This is a genomic window from uncultured Winogradskyella sp., from assembly GCF_947495255.1.
Lineage (GTDB): Bacteria > Bacteroidota > Bacteroidia > Flavobacteriales > Flavobacteriaceae > Winogradskyella.
In genome coordinates this window covers 320,518-344,000 of the sequence record NZ_CANLYI010000004.1, presented here as the reverse complement: position 1 = coordinate 344,000, position 23,483 = coordinate 320,518, and the positions used below count along the sequence as shown (strand labels likewise).

Genomic DNA, 23,483 nt, shown 5'->3' with positions numbered 1-23,483 from the left:
GAAGGCTTCGGGTTATTTGCCAAAAGAATAACCACCATCTATGTACACAGGTTCGAATCCTGTCTTCTCTAACGGGAAGTAGCTAAAGCGGTTATAGCAATAGATTCAATATGTAGGTTCGAATCCTACCAAACCGACATTCGGTTTGTGGCGGAACTGGCAGACGCTCTGTATTTCGGTTACAGTTTGAAATGGACTCATAATCCATATCCCAGAGCTGGTTAACTCACAAAACTAACCACCAAGTGCGTCACACTTTAAATGGCAAAAACAAAGTGAACTAAAACTCGCAAAAGCAATTCGTTGCTTGAGCAGTCTAGAAAACACCTTGACATACAAATTGTATTGTAGGTCGCTTTAGGTATTCTTTTAAAGATTCATTTTTCAATTATAGTTTCGGCAATTGTCGTTTCTGTATTGATAAATCATCTGCAAAACAATTCTAAAAACACTTAAAATCTGTTGTATTTCCGTAGTTAGAAAGATGGTTTTCTTTCACTTTGTTTTAACCGAATAGTCATTCTCAAAAAGAGAATTCTATTATAAATGTATAACCGTTCTGAAGTAAAAAAAAGAAAACTTAAGGACAAAAAATTAGAAATCATGTATAGAGAAAGAATTCATGCAGGTACAGTAGGTTTAGTGTTTAAAAATGGTAATTACACGCGTGTTATTACGGCAGGAAAACATTGGATAAAATTTAGTGAGCAAGTCTTAAGGTTCGACTTATCACAAGCTTTCAGTGCACCAAAAGCATTAGAAATCTTGCTTAAAGATGAAGTCTTAGCAGCAATGTTAACTATAATTAATGTAAAGGATAATGAGATTGTTTTGGTTTACGAAAACAATAACTTTAAACGCATCTTAACTGCTGGTCGTTATGCATTTTGGAACAGCTTAATTGACTACAAATTTGTAACTGCCGATTTAAGTAAAATCGAAATTACAGAAGATATCAGTAAAGCTTTGTATAGCAACATGCAATTGCGTCAATACATTAGAACTTTTGAAGTTGCCGCTTTTGAGAAAGCTATTATGATTGTTAATGATACGTTTGTTAAAATCCTAGAGCATGGTACTTATCATTTCTGGAAAAACGAGCAAACCATTAAGATCGCAAAAGCCGATATGCGTCAATTACAATTAGAAGTTGCTGGTCAAGAATTATTGACCAAAGACAAAGCAACAGTTCGTATTAACTTTTATGCACAATATAAAGTTACAGACGTTGAAACAGCGTTAATGCATAACAAAGATTACGAAAAACAATTGTACACAATTTTACAATTGGCATTAAGAGCATTTGTTGGTGCTTACACTTTAGACGAATTGTTAGAGCAAAAGGAAACCATTGCCGAAGCTGTTTTGAAAAACGTAAAAACACAAGCCACCAAATTAGGTGTTAATGTATTACATTCTGGTATTAGAGACGTCATTTTACCAGGTGATATGAAAGACATTATGAACCAAGTTTTGATTGCTCACAAAAAAGCGCAAGCTAATGTGGTGACAAGACGAGAAGAAACAGCTTCTACTCGTAGCTTGTTGAATACCGCGAAATTAATGGAAGACAACAGCATGTTGTTTAAATTAAAAGAGATGGAATATGTTGAGAAAATTGCTGATAAAATTGGCGAAATCACAGTTGCTGGCAACGGTAACGTCATTGAACAATTAAAAGATATTTTCTCTGTGAATAAGTAAATTCTATAATCCTGCAAGGTTTCAAAACCTTGTAGGTATTATAATTAAGTAGTCAAACCTAAAAGGTAAAAAAAAGACCTTGCATGATAAAAAAATAAAGTACGCAAAAACACTGCGTAACACACTATAATATTTGTGGTGTAATTAAGAAATTAGAAAACATGAACACAAAAGTAACAGGCCATACATTAAAAGCATTAGGTTACAGACAAGGAAAATGGATGAAAGAAGCCATTGCGTATATCAATGAAAACAAATTGGCAGATGACGTTATGGAAACCTATTTAGAGCAATTTAAATCACCAGACCCAATAGGATTGCATAAAAGAACAATTGATTTTTCAATAAACATTAAAGCAGAAAATGAAGAAGAACAAGGCAACGTAGATAAGGTAATTAACTCTATGCAAACCTTAATGAAAACACCAACATTAGTTGATGGAGCGATTATGCCAGATGCATGTCCTGCTGGTCCAGACGGAACAATCCCAGTTGGAGGCGTAGCGGTAGCAAAAAATGCCATTCATCCTGGAATGCATAGTGCAGATATTTGTTGTTCTGTAATGTTAACCGATTTTGGTAAAACAGACCCAAAAGATATTTTAAATGCAGCGCATGCTAATACACATTTTGGTCCTGGTGGACGAGATAGAGATTCGCAATTTAGATTTCCAAAAACACTATTAGAGGCTTTTGAGTCTAACTATTTTTTAAAGGATGGCAACATGTTGCAGATTGCACGATCCCATTTAGGAACTCAAGGCGATGGTAATCATTTCTTGTTTGTAGGAATCTCTAAAAAAACAGGAAACACAATGATGGTAACGCATCATGGTTCTAGAGGTCCAGGTGCACGTTTGTACACTAAAGGTATGAAAATCGCCGAACGTTTTAGACAAGAATTATCACCAGACACCAAGAAACAAAATGCGTGGATACCTTTTGAAACTGAAGAAGGCCAGGCCTATTGGGACGCTTTGCAAATTATAAGAGACTGGACAAAAACCAATCACGAAGTATTGCATAATTCAGTCGCAGAAGCTTTAGAAATTGAAATTGAAAACAGATACTGGAACGAACATAACTTTGTTTTTAAAGATGGTGATTTATTTTACCACGCTAAAGGTGCAACACCATTGGATACTAAGTTTATGCCAGATATTACAGGACCAAGATTAATTCCGTTAAATATGTCTGAACCTGTGCTTATTGTTGAAGGCAATACCACAAACACCAATTTAGGTTTTGCGCCACATGGAGCAGGTAGAAACGTGAGTAGAACACAACATAGAAAAAGCAAAATAGGAACCACAATGCAAATTTTTAAAGAGGAAACGCGTGGATTAGATATCCGATTTTTTTCAAAGGAAATTGATATTACTGAGTTGCCTTCTGCTTATAAAAATGCAAAAGCGGTAAGACAGCAAATGGATGAATTCAATTTAGGAACCGTCATTGACGAAGTGATGCCTTACGGTTGTATTATGGCTGGTGATTGGCAGAAAAATGCACCTTGGAAAGTTCGTCGAAGACAGGATAAAAAACGAAATAAAAAATAATTTTTAGAAAGGGAAAAGTGGACTGGCTTTGGTTGGTCTGCTTTTTAATTTTAAAAAACATCAATTACCCTAAACCCATTACCTCTAAAAAAAATCTCATCACCAACATCTTTTGACAATAATAATTGCGCAATAGGTGTCGCGGCAGAAATAGCATAATAAGTAGTTTTATCTATTACTATTTCGCCAGTACTAACAGCAATAAAATAATTGGCTTGTGTTGTTTTTATTACAGAACCTAATGCCACTTTTTGGTGTTTAGATTCCACATTTACCTTATGAAGAATTTGCTTTTGTTTTTCAATTTCTGCTAACTGATGACCCGCTTTTTCGCGTTCTAATTGTAGCATTGCTCTTCCGGTTTCATGCTTATCACCTGCACTACTTTTGGTCTCTGAGGTTAGAGACACTTGAATTTCATGAATAGTATTTGTTATCGCCTGTAAACGAGTATCTATAAAAGATTGACATTGAGCATACAATTCTTGTTTTATCTTATTGGTCATTTAGATGGCGTATATGGTAATTTAAAGAGCTATTAGTAAAATTAAATATTCTCGTTGCTTGAGTTTTCTTCTGCTTCTATTTTTTGTAACCCAAAGAATATTTGAGAGATGATATTTACATCTTCATTCTTCCCTAAAAGATTACCTACTATTTTAATTTTATTAGTGCCTTTTAATTGATTTGCTTCAATATTTAATGTCTCCAATAAAGCAAATACGTCATTCGCTCTTGAAATTGTAATATCTTTTTGTAAATGATTAAAATCAACATCTAGTTTGAAGAAACTAGCGCTATTTTTTTCTTCAGTCTTAAGCTTTTCTTTAGTTGTATTAAATGATACTATTTGATTATTTTCTTTAGCATAAAATGTATAATAAGGAATACTTAATAATACATCATTTGCTATAGCACCATTGTTTTTTAAGTAAGTATCTAAACTTTCATTCTCATTGACTCCTAGGTTAATCGTTATTTTAGGCACCTCCTTTTCTTGCCGTTTTTTTACAGCTACTTTTTCAAAATTATCATCGTAGTCATAACTAATAATTGTGTCTAATTGTGTTGTTCTTCCTATAATTGCTGCACTAAAAAAACCGTTAGTTCTATTAGCTAGTTCAGCGACTTCTATATTATTTTTGGAGAAGAAAGATACGTTTTCAAAGTTTTTAGAAAATGCTTTTTCGTTCTCTTTATTGTTAAAATTAGCATCAAAATAAAGTTGTAGAGACGCTTCTGGCAAACTATTATAAGTTGTACTTGTCTTATATATCTCTGAGTCTTTTGTATAAATATCACCATGTACAATTGCTCCTTTGTCTTTAAAGTTAAGCGTTATTAAACTTTCCTTATTTACAAAAACAATATGGTCAGATGTGCTGCTTAGTTTTTTAATAATGTCATGATTCTTATCCGAAATAAGCTTGTCTCTTAATAATACATCTTCAAAAACAGTTTTTAATTTATCTAAAGGCGTATCTAAGGTCAGAGCTACTGCTATTTTTTCTGAGTTCCAAGCTAGCATTAGTTTAGACTTTTCTAAAGTAAGCTTCTTATAGCCTTTTGCATCGTTTGTAATTACACTTGATTTCTCTTTAGCGTATTTATCTATATACTTTTTAAAAGCTTCTATATCGTCAATTTTGAAGGTGGTAAAAATGGTGTTATCGATGTGTTTTATCGTATAAAACGCCATTGCGTATGGTTTTAAATCTACACCAATACCATCGTCCTCTTTTGAATCGTCTTTTTTATTGTCCTTATATGTTTTTGTGTTTTTCCAGTAATAGCTTGGTGATGAAAGTGCATCTAAAACTATTGTTTTTGTAATGTCATGCACACCAACTTTAATTACACTTTCTGCGTCTTCATGTATAACGTTAAGTAAAACAGACGTCTTTTTAAAATGGGTGTAACCAAAATACCCTACCAATACTAATAGAAGTATCGATAGGGTTATTTTTAGAGATTTTTTCAAAAGATTTTAGTTTAAATAATTAATCCATTAGTGCAGTAATCATATTTAAAAAATATGCTAAACTGTTGTTATGTCCTTTCTCTGGTGTATTTAAAATCATCTCACCTTCCATGGCATTCTTCTTAACTTTTCCTGTTTTGAAAATTACATCCTCTGTATTTTCAGCAATAAAATCTATTTTTTCTTTAAAATCATTAGGCATAATTTCTCTTGGGAATGTTGAAGCAATTTCTTGTCCGTTTACATAAATCGCACTAGAGTTCTTTTTAATTAGGTTTTTATGTTTCCCACCAACTTTACTGTTGAATTTACCGTTTTTAATTGCAACCATATCTTCAAAAGAAGTTCCGATAAGAATGGCATCATTCTTAAACATAACATTTAAAGCAAAAGGCAACTCATTTGTATTTAATTGGTAGATTCCGTTAGCATTTAAAGTTACTTCTCCTCTACTTTCTTTTACAGCTATTTTCATTAATTGATGAAACAAATCACCTTCAGATGATGTTAACATCATTAAAAAACCTGGTAGCGTTTCTTTTTTAGTTTTAGTTACTTCTTCTCTTTCATAATTTTCATCATACTCATAAGTTGTGTAACTTAATTCTCTTTCCTTCATTTCTGTAAGAACAAAAAGCATATCTCCCCTTAATATTTTTGCTGCACCTTCTTCATCAATCAATAATGACAAAATTCTCATACCAATAGGTACAAATGCTGCAACTTCGTCATCCTCATAACCTTCAAACATTTTACTCATCATTTCTGGATAAGCTTCTAAAATGCCTTGTGTGCTCATATTCACCGAAAAATAACCTAACATTTTATCTTCATTAAAGAATTTAAAAAAATTAGAGTTCATTTTACCATTATACATGGCTTCAGTGTATTTAGCCATGTCACTATTCATGGTGTAAATTGTTTTTAGAGACACCTGAGTTTTTTCGAAATTAAGCTTAGACGTAAGCGACATATCTCCATAAAAATTTTGTAAGCCATCATATAGCCCTAAGTAATTAGGTCCTAAACCATAAGATGCCTGTTGTAACAAATCTGAATAAATAGAACTAAGATCAGCAATCCAAGCTGTAGCTTCATCTTTACTATTGCCAATTGCTTTTACATATTTACTATTTTTTAAAATAGAACCATTAGCGTAATTACCTTGAATTGTTAATTTTGCATAGGCAACTAAGGCTTTGTCTGCTATTAATTTTTTAGCTTCTCTTTCTTTTCTTAAGTTCTCATAATAATCATCATTATTACTATAAGACTCTGTAGATTCTATAACCGTTTCTTCAATCTCTACTTCTGTAGATTCTATAACTGCTTCTTCTATTTCAGTCTCTTCTATAATAGTTTCTTCATCATTTACATAAGAGTTTATTGTCAACTTTTCTACACCATTTTCTGTGTTAGTCGTTAAGGTTATAGTTTTATATTGAGAACCAGATCTGTTTTTACTATTAAACTTCACCGTAATTTCACCAGATTGACCAGGACTAATAGCCGTTTCTGGATAATCAGGAACTGTACAACCACAACTAGCTCTGGCATCTGTTATTACCAAATCTGAATCACCAGTATTAGTAAATTCAAATGAATGGGTTACTACACTTCCTTGAATGATAGTTCCAAAATCATGATCTCTTTCAACAAAAGTCATTATAGGATAATATGCTTCAACAGCTTCGACTACAACTTCCTCAGTTAATTCTTCTACATTGTAATCGTTATAGCCATAATAATCGTCACTATATGTCTCTTGAGACATTGTCATTAGCAACATATTATTATTCCACATCATAACCATATTATCATAAGAGTCTACAAAATAAGATAGATCTCCATCTGTGATTATTTTCTTCTTTTGTCTCTCTGGCATTAATTTTTCAAAACCAACTTTATCCTTTAAAGGAACCAAAAAGTTATGTTTTAAACTCAATGAATCAGATATCATAAAGTAATAGAAATCCCGTTTTAAATCAATTCCTAATTCATTTATATTAGAAACTCTACCATCAGTCTCTTTAATCATCTCTTTTAAAAATAATTTTCCGATTTTAGAGTTTTCAAACTCAGCTACAGAAACTAAGTCGGTAACATTGCTTCCTTTTATAGCAACAACTGCTTTAGCGTCTTTTGGTATTTTAGTCACCAAGTCTTGAGCGTTAATTGATAATGCAACGCAAAAAAGATAAGTAAATAGTAGTATTTTTTTCATGTGTAAGATTGGATTGGGTCGTTATATTATTTAGATAGTTGAATTGAATTTGTAATATTTTTTTCTCCTAAAATTAATGACATTAAATCTACTTTTAGGAAGACTGCTTTTTTATTAGGAGACACTTTAGCATTTGCATTAGTTACCTTTTCTACTTCATTTTCAAATCTATAAATACTAGTATAGTTAGCATCTTCAAAAATTTTACGATCCTCACTATTTAATTTATAAAAGTTTCTTTTAATACTCTCGTCATAAGAAAATAAGCGTTTAAAGCTATTGGCACTGTATGAAAAATTGGTAGTATTAAAATTTGTTTTACTCTTCTTATTATGCTTACTAATTAAATCTTTAAAAACAGAATCTAAATTCGCTGTAGAACTAAAATCACAAGAAATTGTAAAGATATAATTATCGAAATCAGAAGTAGTTGCTATATTAGAAATACCATCAATAGTTTTTAAATGGTTTTTTGCCTCTTTTAATGCTTTACCTATATCTTCTTTTGAAGGAACTTTATAACCATTAACACTATCTAAAAGCATAATCGATGCAATTTTAGATTTGCTTTTACTTAGATTAAATGTCACCAACATTTCTCCACTTCCGTCTGTATTTAAGCTAATTTCCTCAAGAATTTCAAAACAACTTGAAAACAAGGTTAAACTTAATATTATTATAAAAAAGTTGAAAAATCTTTTCATGTTTAGGTCTTGATTTGATTGGGCTAATATTATCTTAAAAGGCATAATTGACTTCAAAAGTAATAATAATTATAAGGGCTTTAAGATTAAACCCAATAATAATCACTAATAAGTCTAAGAAACCGTTATCATGTTACAAGTATAGTTTCAATTTTATACTTTATTTCTGTTCATCTTCTGATTCTGAATAATTTAAAGTTCCTAAATAACCCATTTGGTTTACAATCCAAGATTTTCTACCTTCAATATATTGTGTTGCCGGATTTGCCCTATATCTCAAAGGGCTAGGCAGAATAGAAGCAATGGCTGCTGCCTCGTATTTAGATAAATTTGAAGCTGATTTTTTAAACCAATACTGAGCTGCTGCTTCTGCTCCATAAATACCTGGCCCCATTTCTATACTATTAAGATAGACTTCCATAATGCGTTTTTTAGTCCAAATGAGTTCTATTAAAAACGTAAAATAGGTTTCTAATCCTTTGCGCAACCAACTTCTGTCTGGCCAAAGAAATACATTCTTTGATGTTTGTTGAGAAATAGTGCTTGCTCCTTTTAGTTTCTTTCCCTTTTTATTATTCTCGTATGCTCTTTCAATAGCTTTAATATCAAAACCATTATGGTTTAAAAAGAATTGATCTTCACTACAGATTACTGCCTTTTGTAGATTTATTGAAATAGTTTCAATAGAAACCCATTTATGCTCCCAACCTTTTTTGTTAGCATCTGTTTGTTCTACATTACGAATCAACATTAAAGGTGTTAGTGGTACAGGAACCCACTTAAATAAAAAAACAATTGCAACAGAAAAAACAACAAGCCAGAATAGGATTTTAAAAAGGAATCGAAATAATCGTTTTATTAATTTCATCACCATTAATTATGCTAAATCGGCTAATCCTCTACCAACTAAACTGCCAATTGCAATTCCCATTCCGCCTAACCTTACACCACAAAACACATGATTTGAAATTTGCTTTACAATCGCTTTTTTTTGTTTTCCAACTCCCATAATACCAGACCAGCGATGCTCAATTTCAAAATTTGTTTGTGGCAAAATGGTAGTTTTTAAAAGTTCTTCAAGCTTATTTTGAATGATTTCTGTTTGGCCAAATTCCGTGGTTTCTTCGGTTTTAAAATCGAGATGTCGTCCACCTCCTAGTAAAATTCTATTATCCATATTTCTGAAATAATAATAACCTTCATCTAAATGGAATGTTCCTTTAATTTTTAAATCATTAATAGGTTTTGTAATTAAAACTTGGGCTCTAGCTGGTTTCACCTTAGGAATATCAAGCTGCTGAGCAAAGCCATTTGTAGCAATTAATAGTTGCTTTGTATTGATTTCAAAATGATTGGTTTTAACGTTTACTGTATTTGAATCTTCAGAGAAACTTTGAACTGTTATATTATTCAATATTTTTACTCCTAATGATTGTACCTTACATAACAAGGCTTCCATCATTTTACCTGTATTAATCTGCCCTTCAAACGGATTAAAGCTATAATGAGGTTTTATGTTTTTAAATCCAAAATTGTTTTCTTTAAACGTAAACACATCAGACTTAAAAACAGGATGTAAAAGCCGATTGATTTCTTCCTGTTTATTTCTACATAAATCATAAAGTGCTTTATCCGATTCTAAAAATAATTCATAACCACCCAAATTTTGATAATCTATGGCTTTATCACCCAAGGTTTCACGAAGCATATTAAGACCTTTAATACGCTTCTTAATCAATTCTACAACTTCCTTTTCAGAGTGTTTTTTTAAGTCGTCTATAATCTCGCTTAAGCTTCCAAAACATGCAAAACCAGCGTTTTTTGTACTTGCGCCTTGCGGTAGAATTCCTTTTTCGAGAATTAAAATCTTTGACTTAGGGAATCGTTGCTTTAATTGAAGTGCACAATTAAGACCAACAATTCCGCTACCAACAATTGTAAAATCGATGTCAGTTAACCACGTTTTTATTTCCCAATAAGATAGATTCATACTGAACTCATTTTAAATAAAAAAAGCTCCTAAAAATAGGAGCTTTTAATGTATAAATTAAATTTTTATTCTACTACAATTTTCTTAGTCACTTTCTGTAAACCATCTGAAATAGTTAACAAATAAACTCCTGCTTGTGCATTATTAAGTTGAATTGTTTCTTCAAAACGACCTACACTACTATACACCTGGTTATAAATAGTACGCCCTCTTATATCGAAAACATCTATTGTAATAGCCTCACTCGATTTTGGATTAAAGCCTATATTAAATTCACCATTATTTGGGTTTGGATATACGCTTAAGTTATCTAATTCGTTTTCTGGAATACCTAAGGATTCTGTACAAAATTCCATTGACCAGTTGTTTAAAGTACCTGTATCACCCGTAAAAAAATCAACGGCTAAAAGCGTCCAATCACCACTCATTTCTAAGCCATTAAAAACACTTAATGGACTTGCCGCTTCATAGAGACCAGCTGTTGGGCTCGCACAAGAAATTACTGGTTCTCCATCTTTAAAGGTGACATCAATGTTATCAAAATCACCTGAATTACAAGTTCTATTCCAAATATTAACAAAATCTGTCCCATTAGGATGTTGTAATTGTAATATTAAATCTCCGATATAAGTATGTGAAACATCAATTGATACTCTAAAATCTGTTATCGTTCCAGAATCTGGTACATTAATGGTGTTAGCGACTACAGTTCCTTGAACATTTTCACCACCTCCATCAGGAATTGCTAAAGCTATATCTCCAGAAGCATAAGTTGTACATATAATATCAACTCCAATCGCAAAACTACTACTATTAACATTAAAAAATATACCATTTGCTGCTTCTACCATTATTCTACAGTTTGAAGAAGAAACATTAGGTACTGTAATATTATGCGAGCCATCATTTGGCGTATTACTCGCTAAAACAGTATCAAAATTTAAACCTCCATCAGTAGATAATAAAATATTTACATTGGCTTCGTCTACACCATTACCTGTTGTACCTGCTACATCCCAAGTTACTGTTTGTGATGTACCTACTTCCCAAGAAACTCCACTGGTATTTTGAGAGGTTACAGTAAAAGGTCCTGCAGAGGTTGTTACTGAGGCCAACATTTGATCTGAATCTGTTTGTCCTCCACTAGCGTCATTATCTCTAACCGTTAAAACGAAATTTAAAAATCTACTAACAGATGAAAGTTTTTCCCATGTTGTAGATGTCCCTCCATTTGCTACGACATCCGCAAGTCTTGGTATATATCTAATAGGGTTTGTAGTACCCTCATAAGATCGCACTAATGGGCCTGTAAAAGTTGTCTCCGTTGGAACTCCTGCAGCACCTAAATCATATTGTTCCCAAGTATAAGTAAGAGATGCCATCCCATCAACATCTGTAGAACTACTTCCGTCTAATTTGTATGGTGTTCCTTGCGGAATAGCATAATTAGAACCAGCGTTTGCAACAGGCTCTGTATTTCCAGTTGCAGTTCTGTTTACAGGACAAGAACCTGTACTTGATACATGGCTCCAAATTCTGAAAATACTATTGCGGTGAAAATAAGCATCACTACCTATTTGAATATTATCTGATCCACAAATACCAGCATAAGCCATTATAGTAGACCCACTTCCTGGTTCATATGCATTTGATGAAGACCTATTTCCGCCTGCACAACTCCCAACTGAACCATTAAACGTATGTGGACCACCAAATTGATGACCTAATTCATGAGCAACATAATCAATATCAAAAGAATCTCCAACAGGTTGACCAATACCAGTAACTCCTCTCGCCTTATTGTTATTATTACATGTAACTCCCAAACCAGCTAATCCACCAGCTCCTGTACTAAAGGTGTGACCAATATCATAATTTCCAGACCCAATAGTACCGTTTATAATACTCTGACTTTGGTTAATTAATGTATTGGTACTATCATTTTCAAAAGGATCTGTTGTACCATCTGTATAAATAAGACTCGAGTTATTAGCAACTAAAGTCATAGTTATTGAGAGGTCTCTCTCGTAAATACCATTTACCCTGTTTATTGTTACAACAACAGCAGCCAAAGCATCTGCCACAGTTCCTCCATGAAATGCCGTATATTCTCCGGTACAAGCAACGGCAAGTCTATAATTTCTTAACATACCATCATCAGCATTTTTAGCGAAAAAAGAATCACTTTCTAAAGTACTACTTAATCTTGGGTCATCAATTACGCCACATTCAAATTCAAAATTTAAATCTTCTAAATTTTTTCTTGAGTATACCGTGTAAATATTCCCATCAGTTGAAAATGGGTCAATAAATTGTGTACCATTTGCTGTGTTTAAAAACATAGCATGAAATCCTTTAGACGTTATACTAAACCTTATGATTTCTGAAGGGTTTTCAATGCCTTGACCAGCATAGGTTTTTGTATTAGGATATTCTGCTTGAAGCTCAGACTCCATCATTGGAGTTTCAAATACTCTAAAGTTATTTAACTCTCCATTAGAGTTTGGAAAAGCAATAATTGTATTTCCTTGATGTTCTCTGTCACCAACATTTTGTAATGTATTTTTTAATTCTTCGAGATTTAGTTTGAAGAATTTTTCTGTCTTTAGTGAAATTTTTCTAAAAACCTGTTCTGATTGTATTGCCTTAGTTTCACTTACACTAGACCATAATTCATTAGAATTCTGCGAACTAGCTGATAAAGTGAATAACAAAATGAAAACAATTGCTGTTTTAATAAAGTAGTGTTTATTCATAGTTACTATTTTTTCAATCCTTAAAGTTACTTGTATTTATTCGATTATCAAAAAAAGCCATAATCTCTTTTAAAATGATGTTGAGAAACGAACATATCAACTTGGTCAAATAAAAAACCCAAACCTTTCGGTTTGGGTTTTTTTTATTATTCAATTTCGTCTTGAATCTTAAAATCTTCCATAAATTTTGTAGTATAATTACCAGCTAAATAATCTGGATGATCCATCAATTGTCGATGGAATGGAATTGTAGTTTTGATACCTTCAATTACAAATTCATCTAAAGCACGTTTCATTTTATTGATTGCTTCTTCTCTTGTTTGAGCCGTTGTAATCAACTTAGCTATCATAGAATCATAATTTGGAGGAATACTATAACCAGCATATACATGAGTATCTAATCTTACACCATGACCTCCTGGTGCATGAAGTGTAGTAATTTTTCCTGGTGAAGGTCTAAAATCATTAAACGGATCTTCAGCGTTAATTCTACATTCAATAGAGTGTAATTGTGGTAAATAATTTTTTCCAGAAATTGGCACACCTGCAGCAACTAATATTTGTTCACGAATTAAATCGAAATCAATTACTTGTTCTGTAATTGGGTGCTCTACTTGGATACGCGTATTCATTTCCATGAAGTAGAAATTTCTATGCTTATCTACAAGAAATTCAACAGTTCCAGCTCCTTCATATTTTATGAATTCAGCAGCTTTTACTGCTGCTTTACCCATTTTAGTTCTCAATTTATCTGTCATAAAAGGAGAAGGTACTTCTTCCGTTAATTTTTGATGACGTCTTTGAATTGAACAATCACGTTCTGATAAATGACAGGCTTTTCCACGAGAATCACCTACAATTTGTATTTCGATATGACGAGGCTCTTCAATAAGCTTCTCCATATACATATCATCATTTCCAAATGCAGCTTTAGATTCTGATCTTGCAGATTCCCAAGCATTTTGTAAATCTTCTGGTTTCCATACAGCACGCATGCCTTTTCCACCACCACCTGCTGATGCTTTTAACATTACTGGATAACCTGTTTCTTTTGCGACTTTTACACAGTCTTCAAAAGTCTCAATTATACCATCACTTCCAGGTACACATGGTACACCAGCCGCTTTCATTGTTGCTTTTGCATTAGCTTTATCACCCATACGGTCAATCATCTCTTCAGATGCACCAATGAATTTTATACCATGCTCCTCACATATTTTAGAGAATTTTGCGTTTTCAGACAAAAATCCATAGCCAGGATGTATAGCATCTGCATTTGTGATTTCTGCCGCAGCAATAATATTAGATATCTTAAGGTATGAATCACTACTAGCTGGTGGTCCTATACATACAGCTTCATCTGCGAATTTAACATGAAGACTTTCTGCATCTGCTGTAGAATAAACTGCAACAGTTCGGATACCCATTTCTTTACAGGTTCTAATAACTCTAAGTGCTATTTCCCCTCTATTTGCAATTAGTATTTTTTTAAACATGTCTTTTGAGTTTAAGAATTTATTGTTTAGCCGTTTTTGTTTAAATGCGTTCTATTTAAACTTAAAACTTAAACTTCTAAACTTAAAGTTTACGAAGGATCAACTAAAAACAAAGGTTGATCAAATTCTACTGGAGAAGAATCATCAACCAACACTTTTACAATTTTTCCTGAAACTTCTGATTCAATCTCGTTGAATAACTTCATTGCTTCTATAACACAAAGAACATCACCTTCTTTAATATCAGTACCAACTTCTACGAAAACAGGTTTGTCTGGAGATGGCTTACGATAAAACGTACCAATAATTGGTGATTTTATAGTAATATATTTAGAATCTTCTGCCGAAGTATCAGCCGCAGGTACTTCTTGCACAGGTACAGCTTGTTGCATTGGTACTTGTTGATGCATCACAGGAGCTTGTTGCATTGGTACTTGTTGAACAATTGTTGTATCATCTGAACCAGTTCTAATGGTAATTTTTACATCATCCATTTCCAACTTAACTTCACTCGCACCTGATTTGGCTACAAATCTAATTAAGTTTTGTATTTCTTTTATATCCATAATTTTAGATATTAATTAGTTAATTAATTAATTGTTTTAGGAATTATAAGCCCATTTAAAATATATAGAGCCCCAAGTAAATCCGCCACCGAAAGCAGCAAATATTATTTTATCACCTTTTTTAAGTTGTGATTCGTAATCGTATAATAATAACGGTAAGGTTGCAGAAGTTGTATTTCCATACTTCTGTATATTCATCATTACCTTTTCTTCTTCTAAGTTTATTCTGTTTGCAGTTGCATCAATGATACGTTTGTTAGCCTGATGTGCCGCCAACCATTGAATATCATCATTTTTAAGATTGTTTTTCTTCATAACTCGTTCTGTAACGTCAGCCATGTTAAAAACAGCATTTTTAAATACCGTTTTCCCATCTTGAAAAATATAATGCTTTCCTTCTTTAAATGTATCTTCATTAATTGGATATGCAGAACCTCCATAAGTTGCTTGAAGAAATTCTCTTCCTTCACCATTACTCCTCAGTAGTTCGTCTTGTAATCCTAAACCTTCTTCATTAGGTTCAAAAAGTACTGCACCTGCACCATCACCAAAAATGATACACGTAGCTCTGTCTTTATAATTTATAAAAGAGGAATTTTTATCAGCTCCAATAAGAAGTATTTTTTTGTAACGACCAGATTCTATATAAGCTGATGCTGTAGACATACCAAAAAGGAAACTAGAACATGCTGCTTCTAGATCGTAAGCAAATGCATTAACGGCTCCAATTTGAGTTGCTGTGTAAGATGCAGTTGCAGCAGCTTTCATGTCTGGTGTTGCTGTACAAACAATAACCAAATCAATCTCTTTTGGATCTAGTCCTTTTTTCTCAATTAAATCTTCGGCTGCTTTTATAGCTAAGAAAGAAGTTCCTTTTCCTTCTTCTTTAAGAATTCTACGCTCTTTAATACCTGTTCTTGAAGTAATCCATTCATCGTTAGTCTCGACCATGGTTTCAAGTACTTTATTGGTTAAAACAAAGTCTGGAACATAGCCTCCGACTGCTGTAATTGCCGCTGTGATTTTACTCATTATTAGGATTTAGAAGATTAAATGTATCGAAAATTGATAAAATTTGATGTGTTTAATTCAATTTTTATCAATTTATCGCAAATAATTACGCAAAGTAAGTGGTTTTTGCGCTATTCAAAAAATAATAACAAAAAAAACGCTCACAAGTGAGCGTTTTCTTATATGCATGCATAATACTTATGCAACATTTTCTTCTTCAACAGACTTGTCAATTAAAATTTGACCTCTGTAATATAATTTACCTTCGTGCCAATGAGCTCGGTGGTATAAGTGTGGCTCACCAGTTGTTGGGCAAGTTGCTATTTGAGGTACAGAAGCTTTATAATGTGTTCTTCTTTTATCTCTTCTTGTTTTCGATATTTTACGCTTTGGATGTGCCATTTTAAATGTTATTTATCCGTTAATAGTTTTTTTAAATTATTCCAACGAGGATCAATATCCTCTGATGATTTATTTTTTATGTCCTCTTGCGGACTTAATTCTTCTAATTTTGAAAGTATATCCGATTCTAATGTGCCATCTTCTATACCTGGATGAATCCGTTTAATTGGAACCGCTAAAATAATAAGCTCATAAATATACTGAGCTACATTAATTTCATAATCTCCGTGCGGTACAATTAATATGTCTTCATTATCATTATTATACTCATTTCCAAACTTAACAACTAACTTAAAAGCGTCATCAATAGCCTGGTCATAATGTTCATTTGTGATATCACAATTAACATTAACAACACCTTTTGCCGAAAAATACAACTCTAAAAGGGTTGATTTTTTTTCGAATTTCAGGTCAATTTTAACATCAACTGAGTTGAATTCATCGTACTCAAAATGTTGAAAGAACGTATTATCAATTTGATAGTCAAAATGATGCTCTCCTATTTTTAACCCTACAAAAGGAATTGTATAAGATTTTAATGCCTTCATTACTCCACTCAATTTGAGCCTGCAAATATATAAATTTTTAATTATTTAAAGCCTAGATATCAACAAATTTTGTTTATAACTATCTAGATTGCTTTTTTAGGGGATTTTTACCGTAAAAATCATAGTCTTCTCGACTCCTAAAAATTTGAATCGCTGTAAATATTGCTTGCTTCATAGAACCTTCGTCAGCAATACCTTTTCCTGCAATTTCATATGCCGTTCCGTGATCTGGCGATGTTCTAACTTTACTTAAACCAGCCGTATAATTAACACCCTCTCCGAATGCTATGGTTTTAAACGGAATTAATCCTTGATCATGATAAGATGCTATGATAGCGTCAAACTTTTTATAGGTATTAGAACCAAAAAAGCTATCTGCAGAATAAGGTCCGTAAACTAAATGACCTTCAGACTTTATTTTTTCTAATGCAGGCTTTAATACAAGATCGTCTTCATTGCCAATAACACCATTATCTCCAGCGTGCGGATTTATTGCCAAAACTGCAACTTTAGGTCTAATGATTCCAAAATCTTGTTTTAATGATTTGATTACTGTAGCAATCTTTTCATTTATTAAGTCTGTAGTAATGGTCTCGCTAGCATCTTTTAATGGCACATGATCGGTTAATAGACCAACGCGCAGCGAATTAGAAACCATAAACATAAGACTCTTACCATTAAGTGCTTTGGCTAAATAGTCTGTGTGCCCTGGGAAATTAAATTTCTCTGACTGAATATTATGTTTATTAATGGGTGCTGTAACTAATACATCAATAGCCCCGTCTTTTAATGCATTGGTTGCTGCTTCAAGCGATTTTATTGCATATTCACCTGTTTTCTTATCTTCTTTACCAAAATCTATTTTTACAGCTTCTTTCCAAACATTAACAACATTAACTTTTCCTATTGCTACTTTTTCAGGACTATCTATGCTAAAAAAATTAATTTTACTTTTAAAATGGTTTTTAAAAAACTGCATAGTTTTATCTGATGCAAAAATTACTGGCGTACTTAACTCTAAAGACCTTGGGTCTTCATAAGCTTTTATTATAATTTCTGGACCAATACCATTGAGGTCTCCAACTGAAATGCCAACAATAACTGATTCTTTTCGTTTCATATATATGGTAACTATCTTTTAGAAACTAAAAAGCACATATAATTATGTACCGTTTCCTATTACTAACAAAGTTTATTAAATAAATTGGGTTTAACTTTGTGGATGCAAATTTAAACTAAATAAAGTACATATTATGTTTACAGGAATTATTGAAAATCTAGCTACGATTAATAAGTTGGTAAAAGAAGGAAGCAATCTTCATATTACAGTACAATCTTCTATTACAAATGAACTAAAAATCGACCAAAGTGTTGCCCATAATGGTGTCTGCTTAACTGTTGTTAATATTGAAGACGATACTTATACTGTTACGGCTATACAAGAAACTTTAGACAAAACCAATATTGGTTCATTAACTAACAATCAACTGGTTAATATTGAGCGTGGCATGAAGTTAGGTGACCGATTAGATGGACATATTGTGCAAGGCCATGTTGACCAAACGGCAAATTGCATTAGTGTTTTAGAAGAAAACGGAAGTTGGGTTTTTACCTTTGAATACGATAAAAATCTAAACAATATTACAATAGAAAAAGGTTCTATTACTGTGAATGGTGTTAGCTTAACCGTTGTAAATTCTCAATTAAACCAATTTTCTGTAGCAATTATTCCATACACCTATAATAATACAACTTTTAAAACATTAAAAATTGGAGATAAGGTAAATCTAGAATTTGATGTTATTGGAAAATACGTAAAACGATTAAATGACCTTAGAAGTTAAACTGCCTTTTTAGAAAAACTGTACATTTTATAAGCTCCATAACCTAGGGCAATGACCAACAACACAACAATTCCACTATCAATTGGGAGTCCTGGTGGTGGTGGTGGCAAAGGCGGTGGAGGCGTAGCTCCTTGCGCCATAGATGCGAAAGCAACGAAAAAAACTAAGACTGAGGCTAACATATTTTTGTTCTGCATTCTATTAAATATGGTGTAAAAGTATTAAAAAAAATCAGCATACAAAATTAATTCGTATAAAAAACATCTTTGAACGGTAAAATTTATCGATAAAATGCCAAAAAATGTAGTTTTTTAGGGAAGATATCTACATTTTTCTTCAAATTTCTGCGCAAATATAATACTATTTTTACTTACAATAAACACTATAAAAGGCATTTAAACGAAAAAAGAAAAGGTGTTTAAATTAAAATAACGGATATAATCGCATTAAACTATTTAGATAACAATATATACGCTTATTTATTTCATTAAAACTTAATAACAACAATACTCTTAAACATTAATACTTTGGAAAACTGATTTAATTTCGGCTTCACCATATTTTCGTTCTAATCGTCTTATGGTAAAATAAGCTGTTGCCATTTTCTGAAAGTGATTTACAAATACATAGTTTAATCCTCCTCCTCCAATCGCTCCAATTACAGGTACAGCTTGCGCTAAAAATTTTTCACTAATTAAAAGACTTAATCTTGTGGCTATTTTAGACAAAAAATTACCAATTGCATTAGAGCCCAAAACACCTGCACCTTTAGCCAAACTATCTAAAGTAATTTTAATTCCAGAAGCAGACACATTATTAATAGTAGAATTTAAAGCTAATCTCGTGGTATAGTAACTAGCTTCTAAATCATCATCGTTTTTAGAACCTCCTCCTAAAGCAAAAACTTGTAAGCATGCCATTTGCCCTTCTAACGTATAAATATCCTCACCTTCACTGCGCGCTATATCCATAATAGTACGCATTAAAAACTTAGTGGTAAGCGTTACTTCTGATGCAAAAATCGCTGTACCAAAACCTGTGGAAGACCCAAAAAAGCCACTTATTACACCAGTACCAGTCACAATACCTTTATAAGTGTTTTTTGAAGGCTTCTTAAACGTTTTATGTTTCTGAATAGTTAATAAGTTAGCTTTTACAATCTTTATTAAAACTGATTCTGTCATTTTTTGCACTTTTAACAGTATTTTCTCTGGCACAAACTTAACACCTGTTTCTACTGTATTGCCAACTTTATTGACATTCCTAATTGCCCAACTTAAGTTATGCATATCGGATTTAGCTTGGACTAAAGCATCTTTATCTTCTGGAGAAATTGATATTGGTGTTATATTCAAAATATAGCTTTTATTATTATCTGTCGCTAATCTTCAGTTTAAGTTACACCACAATTAATTTCTAAGAGAAAAACCTCTCAATTTCTTGAAAGGTTTAACTTAATTCTTGGATAACTTTTGAAAACTCAATAATAACAACACTAAGAACTATTACATGGTTAAAAAGAGTCTTTAAGTTTATAAAATTAAATCATCTGGTAGAATTAAATTCTTAAACCCGTATCCAAGAATTTATAGCTTAAAGAAACTTAGGCTTAATAACTAGCATTGCCCAAGCCCAATTTTGACTTCCTGAAGCTACATTTTCTGCTACTCCTTTTAATTCATACATACCATCACTAGCAAACATCTGAGAGTAACCCAAAACTAATGCGTAACCCTTAAATTTTTGTTTAAAAACCAAATCAACTTCAGTTCCTAATGATTTTTCACCACTAGCTAACTCTTGTTCTCCACTAAAATTTAATGCTTTTACTAATAAACTAGATTTCTCACCTAATTTAAAGTTTGCACTAGCATGCAAATCCACCAAGCCAATAGAATTAGCATGGTTACCGACATAGAAATAATCCATAAATCCATTGAATTTATGATTTGTTCCATATAAAGGAAAGAACGCTCCTGTTTCACCCGCATCACCATCATTACCACTAATAATTTCTACACCTGCTCCAAAAGTCACCTTATCCGATGATTTATAAGACAAATCCAAACTTAATAAATGTGCTCCTTTTACATCTACTTCACCTTGTCTTTGGCCAGTTTGTAAATAGGCATTTGCAGCTACACCAAATTTGCCACTATTGTATTTTAAATGCGTACCAATTGTTTGCAATCCACTTGTTCCATCAGCAGTTACACCATCATCTTCATATTCCTGAAAACCATTATTCATCAATAATAAACTTCCTGAAAACTTAGACCATTTCTTACTTAAATGCAACATTTGCATTGTTTTATAAGAGAAAAAACCTGTAGTATCATATGAAGTTCCAGAGGAAACAAAACCAGTTGGGTTGCTGTAATCTTGATTAAAAGCTAAAGCAAAATCTAATTTAAAACTATCCTTAGTATACTTTAATAAAGCTGCATCATGGTTTCGCCCTTGTTGTGCCCAATCTAAACCTCCTAAGATTCGCTGATCATCATAAGACAAAATTTGACGACCAATTTTTGTTGAGAAACCTTCACCTAACTTAATATCTGCCCAAGCTTGGAATACAGCAAAAGAATTATTTTGATCATAAGGCAAAATCTGTCTGTTTTCTCCCCAAACTAGCACATCTTGTAAACTTAAGTAAAAGCTATAAGCGTCAGTTTTAAATCCTGCATTTAATCTTGCTCTTGTTGAAATTCCAAATCCGGCATCTGCATCATCTGTTATTATACTTCCAAATCCGTTTCTGTATTCTGTACGTGGTCTAAATTCTCCGTTTAGACTAAACTGAGCTTGTGCAAATTGTACTATTAATGCCATCAATCCTATTAAAACATATTGTTTTTTCATGGTTCTTGTTTTTAAGTTAGAAATATTTTTTAAGTTATTATGCCTCATTTTATTGGTTGGTTTAGGTTGTAGTTTTCCTGTGCTTTTGAGAAATTTAATCTTCAAAAACTTATTTTAAGCCAACTAAACTGTTGTTATTTTTACTTTTTAATGCTCTAAAAAGTCTATTAAGTGTTTTCTGTATTTATAATAATCATTATGTTCTAAAACTGCCTTACGCGTTCTAGGTCTTTCAAAATTAATATCTAGAATATCACCAATTTTAGCTTTTGGTCCACTTGTCATCATAACTACTCTATCGGCTAAAAAGATAGCTTCATCAACATCGTGTGTAATCATTACAGCTGTGATTTTTTCCTTGTTCCAAATTTCAATCAGTATATCTTGAAGTTCGCCACGAGTAAGTGAATCTAGCATACCAAAAGGTTCATCTAATAATAATACTTTAGGTTTAATAGCAAATGCTCTTGCAATACCAACGCGCTGTTGCATTCCCTGAGATAAATCTGAAGCTCTTTTATTAAATGCATCTTCTAAACCAACTTTTTGCAAGTAGTATTTAGCAATATCGTTTCGTTGCGATTTAGTACCATGTGGAAACACCTGATTAACACCTAGCAATACATTCTGCAAAGCCGTCATCCATGGCATTAAACTCGGAGCCTGAAAGATTACACCACGATCTGGACCTGGTCCTTTAATTTGCTTCCCTAACACTGAAATATGCCCTCCAGAGATAGGATTCAGACCCGCAATCATTGAAAGCATTGTTGTTTTACCACAACCCGAATGACCAATGATTGTAACAAATTCTTCTTTTTTAATTTGAAGATTTAAATCTTCAAGAACAACGTAATCTCCTTTTGGTGTTGGATACACTTTTTTTAGATTTTTTAAATCTAACATCACTTCATTCGAAGGAAAAAGTCCATTATCAGCAATAACCTTAGTATTATTTGTGTCTACTATAGTACTCATAATATTTTATATTTAAACTGATTAACAAAATCTTTAGGGCTTAAATCTGGAAGTATTATCTCTTCATTAGCTTCAGACTTTCGCTCCTCACCAATATCCATTAAATACTCAATAATAGCATTTCTTGTTTTCTTAAAATTGTCATTATCATTCAATTCGGTTTTATCTCGAGGACGATCAATATCTATTTTAAATTCTGGTCCTAAAGTTGCATTTGGTCCTGGACGTAATGGAATAATGCGATCAGCCATATAAATTCCTTCATCAACATCATTGGTAATTAATAATGCTGTTCGCTTATCTTTTCCCCAGATATTTAAAATTTCATCTTGAAGATTTCCCCTTGTTAGTGCATCTAAAGCGCCAAGAGGTTCATCCATAATTATCATTTCTGGCTTCATAGCTAAAGCTCTAGCAACAGCCACACGCTGACGCATACCGCCAGATAATTCTTTAGGTCGTTTATTTATTGCTGGTGTTAAACTTACCATTTCAACATAATCTGCCACAATCTCATGAAGTTCCTTTTTACTCTTTTTAGGAAACGCTTCTTTAACAGCCATAAACACATTCTGTCCAACAGTTAACCAAGGTAACAAGGAGTAATTTTGAAAAATAACACCACGCTCATGGCTCGTTCCTATAACGGGCTCTCCTTTAAATAAAACCTCTCCTTTTGTTGGTTCTAATAATCCATTTATTAGATTGACTAATGTCGTTTTTCCACTTCCTGTAAAACCTACAATTGCAACAAACTCACCTTCTTCAATGGATAGATTTATATTAGATAGAATTTCGGTTTCATTGTCACCTTGTCCATATGTTTTGTAAATATTATTTAATTCTAAGTATGCCATT

At 32.5% G+C, this 23,483-nt stretch carries 21 protein-coding genes; 3 read left to right on the top strand and 18 right to left on the bottom strand.

The features are described from left to right. Positions 1-603 precede the first annotated feature (603 nt). The gene (locus tag Q0807_RS08355) at positions 604-1,704 is read left to right on the top strand and encodes a slipin family protein (RefSeq protein WP_299108545.1); all 1,101 of its coding nucleotides are present in this window, start codon (positions 604-606) and stop codon (positions 1,702-1,704) included. 161 nt (positions 1,705-1,865) lie between these two features. Continuing rightward, positions 1,866-3,263 (top strand): RtcB family protein, encoded by a 1,398-nt coding sequence (locus Q0807_RS08350; protein ID WP_299108542.1) that lies wholly within the window; start codon positions 1,866-1,868, stop codon positions 3,261-3,263. A 50-nt stretch (positions 3,264-3,313) separates the two neighbouring features. Here Q0807_RS08350 and Q0807_RS08345 read toward each other — a convergent pair whose 3' ends face one another. From Q0807_RS08345 to pdxA, 13 genes are all read right to left on the bottom strand, one after another. Further along, positions 3,314-3,769, bottom strand: coding sequence for a 3-oxoacyl-ACP synthase (locus Q0807_RS08345; RefSeq protein ID WP_299108539.1), 456 nt, complete (start codon positions 3,767-3,769; stop codon positions 3,314-3,316). Positions 3,770-3,810: 41 nt separating this feature from the next. Continuing rightward, positions 3,811-5,244, bottom strand: coding sequence for a hypothetical protein (locus Q0807_RS08340; RefSeq protein ID WP_299108536.1), 1,434 nt, complete (start codon positions 5,242-5,244; stop codon positions 3,811-3,813). Positions 5,245-5,263: 19 nt separating this feature from the next. Continuing rightward, positions 5,264-7,468 carry a DUF1573 domain-containing protein gene (locus Q0807_RS08335; protein ID WP_299108533.1) on the bottom strand — a complete coding sequence of 735 codons (2,205 nt, stop codon included), beginning with the start codon at positions 7,466-7,468 and terminating at the stop codon, positions 5,264-5,266. Positions 7,469-7,494: 26 nt separating this feature from the next. Continuing rightward, positions 7,495-8,172 carry a hypothetical protein gene (locus tag Q0807_RS08330; protein WP_299108530.1) on the bottom strand — a complete coding sequence of 226 codons (678 nt, stop codon included), beginning with the start codon at positions 8,170-8,172 and terminating at the stop codon, positions 7,495-7,497. A gap of 160 nt (positions 8,173-8,332) precedes the next feature. Further along, entirely contained in the window at positions 8,333-9,040 is a 708-nt protein-coding gene (mtgA, locus tag Q0807_RS08325; RefSeq protein WP_299108528.1) for a monofunctional biosynthetic peptidoglycan transglycosylase, read from the bottom strand. A 9-nt stretch (positions 9,041-9,049) separates the two neighbouring features. After that, positions 9,050-10,162, bottom strand: coding sequence for an FAD-binding oxidoreductase (locus Q0807_RS08320; protein ID WP_299108526.1), 1,113 nt, complete (start codon positions 10,160-10,162; stop codon positions 9,050-9,052). A 65-nt stretch (positions 10,163-10,227) separates the two neighbouring features. After that, the gene (locus tag Q0807_RS08315) at positions 10,228-12,918 is read right to left on the bottom strand and encodes a reprolysin-like metallopeptidase (RefSeq protein WP_299108524.1); all 2,691 of its coding nucleotides are present in this window, start codon (positions 12,916-12,918) and stop codon (positions 10,228-10,230) included. 146 nt (positions 12,919-13,064) lie between these two features. Then, complete coding sequence (gene accC / locus Q0807_RS08310; RefSeq protein ID WP_299108522.1) at positions 13,065-14,414, bottom strand: acetyl-CoA carboxylase biotin carboxylase subunit; 1,350 nt, start codon at positions 14,412-14,414, stop codon at positions 13,065-13,067. Positions 14,415-14,503: 89 nt separating this feature from the next. Then, the gene (accB, locus tag Q0807_RS08305) at positions 14,504-14,980 is read right to left on the bottom strand and encodes an acetyl-CoA carboxylase biotin carboxyl carrier protein (RefSeq protein WP_299108521.1); all 477 of its coding nucleotides are present in this window, start codon (positions 14,978-14,980) and stop codon (positions 14,504-14,506) included. A 36-nt stretch (positions 14,981-15,016) separates the two neighbouring features. Then, positions 15,017-16,012: a beta-ketoacyl-ACP synthase III gene (locus Q0807_RS08300; RefSeq protein ID WP_299108519.1), complete on the bottom strand. Its 996-nt coding sequence runs from the start codon at positions 16,010-16,012 to the stop codon at positions 15,017-15,019. A 177-nt stretch (positions 16,013-16,189) separates the two neighbouring features. Beyond that, on the bottom strand, positions 16,190-16,393 hold the full coding sequence (gene rpmF / locus Q0807_RS08295) for a 50S ribosomal protein L32 (protein ID WP_157364235.1): 204 nt from the start codon (positions 16,391-16,393) through the stop codon (positions 16,190-16,192). 8 nt (positions 16,394-16,401) lie between these two features. After that, positions 16,402-16,941, bottom strand: a complete 540-nt coding sequence (locus tag Q0807_RS08290) for a DUF177 domain-containing protein (protein WP_299108515.1) — start codon at positions 16,939-16,941, stop codon at positions 16,402-16,404. Between the two features lie 79 nt (positions 16,942-17,020). Beyond that, positions 17,021-18,061: a 4-hydroxythreonine-4-phosphate dehydrogenase PdxA gene (gene pdxA / locus Q0807_RS08285; protein ID WP_299108512.1), complete on the bottom strand. Its 1,041-nt coding sequence runs from the start codon at positions 18,059-18,061 to the stop codon at positions 17,021-17,023. 133 nt (positions 18,062-18,194) lie between these two features. Here pdxA and Q0807_RS08280 point away from each other — a divergent pair, with 133 nt between their 5' ends. Further along, entirely contained in the window at positions 18,195-18,785 is a 591-nt protein-coding gene (locus Q0807_RS08280) for a riboflavin synthase (protein ID WP_299108510.1), read from the top strand. Here the strand turns inward: Q0807_RS08280 and Q0807_RS08275 are convergent. The 5 genes from Q0807_RS08275 to Q0807_RS08255 all read right to left on the bottom strand — a co-directional run bounded on the left by Q0807_RS08275 (position 18,782) and on the right by Q0807_RS08255 (position 23,482). Beyond that, positions 18,782-18,982 (bottom strand): PID-CTERM protein-sorting domain-containing protein, encoded by a 201-nt coding sequence (locus Q0807_RS08275; RefSeq protein WP_299108508.1) that lies wholly within the window; start codon positions 18,980-18,982, stop codon positions 18,782-18,784. The genes Q0807_RS08280 and Q0807_RS08275 overlap by 4 nt on opposite strands. Before the next feature lie 315 nt (positions 18,983-19,297). Next, positions 19,298-20,140, bottom strand: a complete 843-nt coding sequence (locus Q0807_RS08270; RefSeq protein ID WP_299108506.1) for an EcsC family protein — start codon at positions 20,138-20,140, stop codon at positions 19,298-19,300. Positions 20,141-20,378: 238 nt separating this feature from the next. Further along, positions 20,379-21,647 carry an alginate export family protein gene (locus tag Q0807_RS08265; RefSeq protein WP_299108504.1) on the bottom strand — a complete coding sequence of 423 codons (1,269 nt, stop codon included), beginning with the start codon at positions 21,645-21,647 and terminating at the stop codon, positions 20,379-20,381. Between the two features lie 147 nt (positions 21,648-21,794). Continuing rightward, on the bottom strand, positions 21,795-22,625 hold the full coding sequence (locus Q0807_RS08260; RefSeq protein WP_299108503.1) for an ABC transporter ATP-binding protein: 831 nt from the start codon (positions 22,623-22,625) through the stop codon (positions 21,795-21,797). After that, the gene (locus tag Q0807_RS08255) at positions 22,622-23,482 is read right to left on the bottom strand and encodes an ABC transporter ATP-binding protein (RefSeq protein WP_299108502.1); all 861 of its coding nucleotides are present in this window, start codon (positions 23,480-23,482) and stop codon (positions 22,622-22,624) included. The genes Q0807_RS08260 and Q0807_RS08255 overlap by 4 nt, the downstream gene beginning before the upstream one ends. Position 23,483: the final 1 nt, after the last annotated feature.

Excerpts from the sequence above, each read along its gene's own strand:
- Q0807_RS08355 (WP_299108545.1), top strand. The coding sequence starts at position 604 with ATGTATAGAGAAAGAATTCATGCAGGTACAGTAGGTTTAGTGTTTAAA.
- Q0807_RS08335 (WP_299108533.1), bottom strand. The coding sequence starts at position 7,468 with ATGAAAAAAATACTACTATTTACTTATCTTTTTTGCGTTGCATTATCA.
- Q0807_RS08345 (WP_299108539.1), bottom strand. The coding sequence starts at position 3,769 with ATGACCAATAAGATAAAACAAGAATTGTATGCTCAATGTCAATCTTTT.
- Q0807_RS08255 (WP_299108502.1), bottom strand. The coding sequence starts at position 23,482 with ATGGCATACTTAGAATTAAATAATATTTACAAAACATATGGACAAGGT.
- accC (WP_299108522.1), bottom strand. The coding sequence starts at position 14,414 with ATGTTTAAAAAAATACTAATTGCAAATAGAGGGGAAATAGCACTTAGA.
- rpmF (WP_157364235.1), bottom strand. The coding sequence starts at position 16,393 with ATGGCACATCCAAAGCGTAAAATATCGAAAACAAGAAGAGATAAAAGA.
- mtgA (WP_299108528.1), bottom strand. The coding sequence starts at position 9,040 with ATGAAATTAATAAAACGATTATTTCGATTCCTTTTTAAAATCCTATTC.
- accB (WP_299108521.1), bottom strand. The coding sequence starts at position 14,980 with ATGGATATAAAAGAAATACAAAACTTAATTAGATTTGTAGCCAAATCA.
- Q0807_RS08260 (WP_299108503.1), bottom strand. The coding sequence starts at position 22,625 with ATGAGTACTATAGTAGACACAAATAATACTAAGGTTATTGCTGATAAT.
- Q0807_RS08350 (WP_299108542.1), top strand. The coding sequence starts at position 1,866 with ATGAACACAAAAGTAACAGGCCATACATTAAAAGCATTAGGTTACAGA.
- Q0807_RS08290 (WP_299108515.1), bottom strand. The coding sequence starts at position 16,941 with ATGAAGGCATTAAAATCTTATACAATTCCTTTTGTAGGGTTAAAAATA.
- Q0807_RS08275 (WP_299108508.1), bottom strand. The coding sequence starts at position 18,982 with ATGCAGAACAAAAATATGTTAGCCTCAGTCTTAGTTTTTTTCGTTGCT.
- Q0807_RS08315 (WP_299108524.1), bottom strand. The coding sequence starts at position 12,918 with ATGAATAAACACTACTTTATTAAAACAGCAATTGTTTTCATTTTGTTA.
- pdxA (WP_299108512.1), bottom strand. The coding sequence starts at position 18,061 with ATGAAACGAAAAGAATCAGTTATTGTTGGCATTTCAGTTGGAGACCTC.
- Q0807_RS08280 (WP_299108510.1), top strand. The coding sequence starts at position 18,195 with ATGTTTACAGGAATTATTGAAAATCTAGCTACGATTAATAAGTTGGTA.
- Q0807_RS08300 (WP_299108519.1), bottom strand. The coding sequence starts at position 16,012 with ATGAGTAAAATCACAGCGGCAATTACAGCAGTCGGAGGCTATGTTCCA.
- Q0807_RS08320 (WP_299108526.1), bottom strand. The coding sequence starts at position 10,162 with ATGAATCTATCTTATTGGGAAATAAAAACGTGGTTAACTGACATCGAT.
- Q0807_RS08265 (WP_299108504.1), bottom strand. The coding sequence starts at position 21,647 with ATGAAAAAACAATATGTTTTAATAGGATTGATGGCATTAATAGTACAA.
- Q0807_RS08330 (WP_299108530.1), bottom strand. The coding sequence starts at position 8,172 with ATGAAAAGATTTTTCAACTTTTTTATAATAATATTAAGTTTAACCTTG.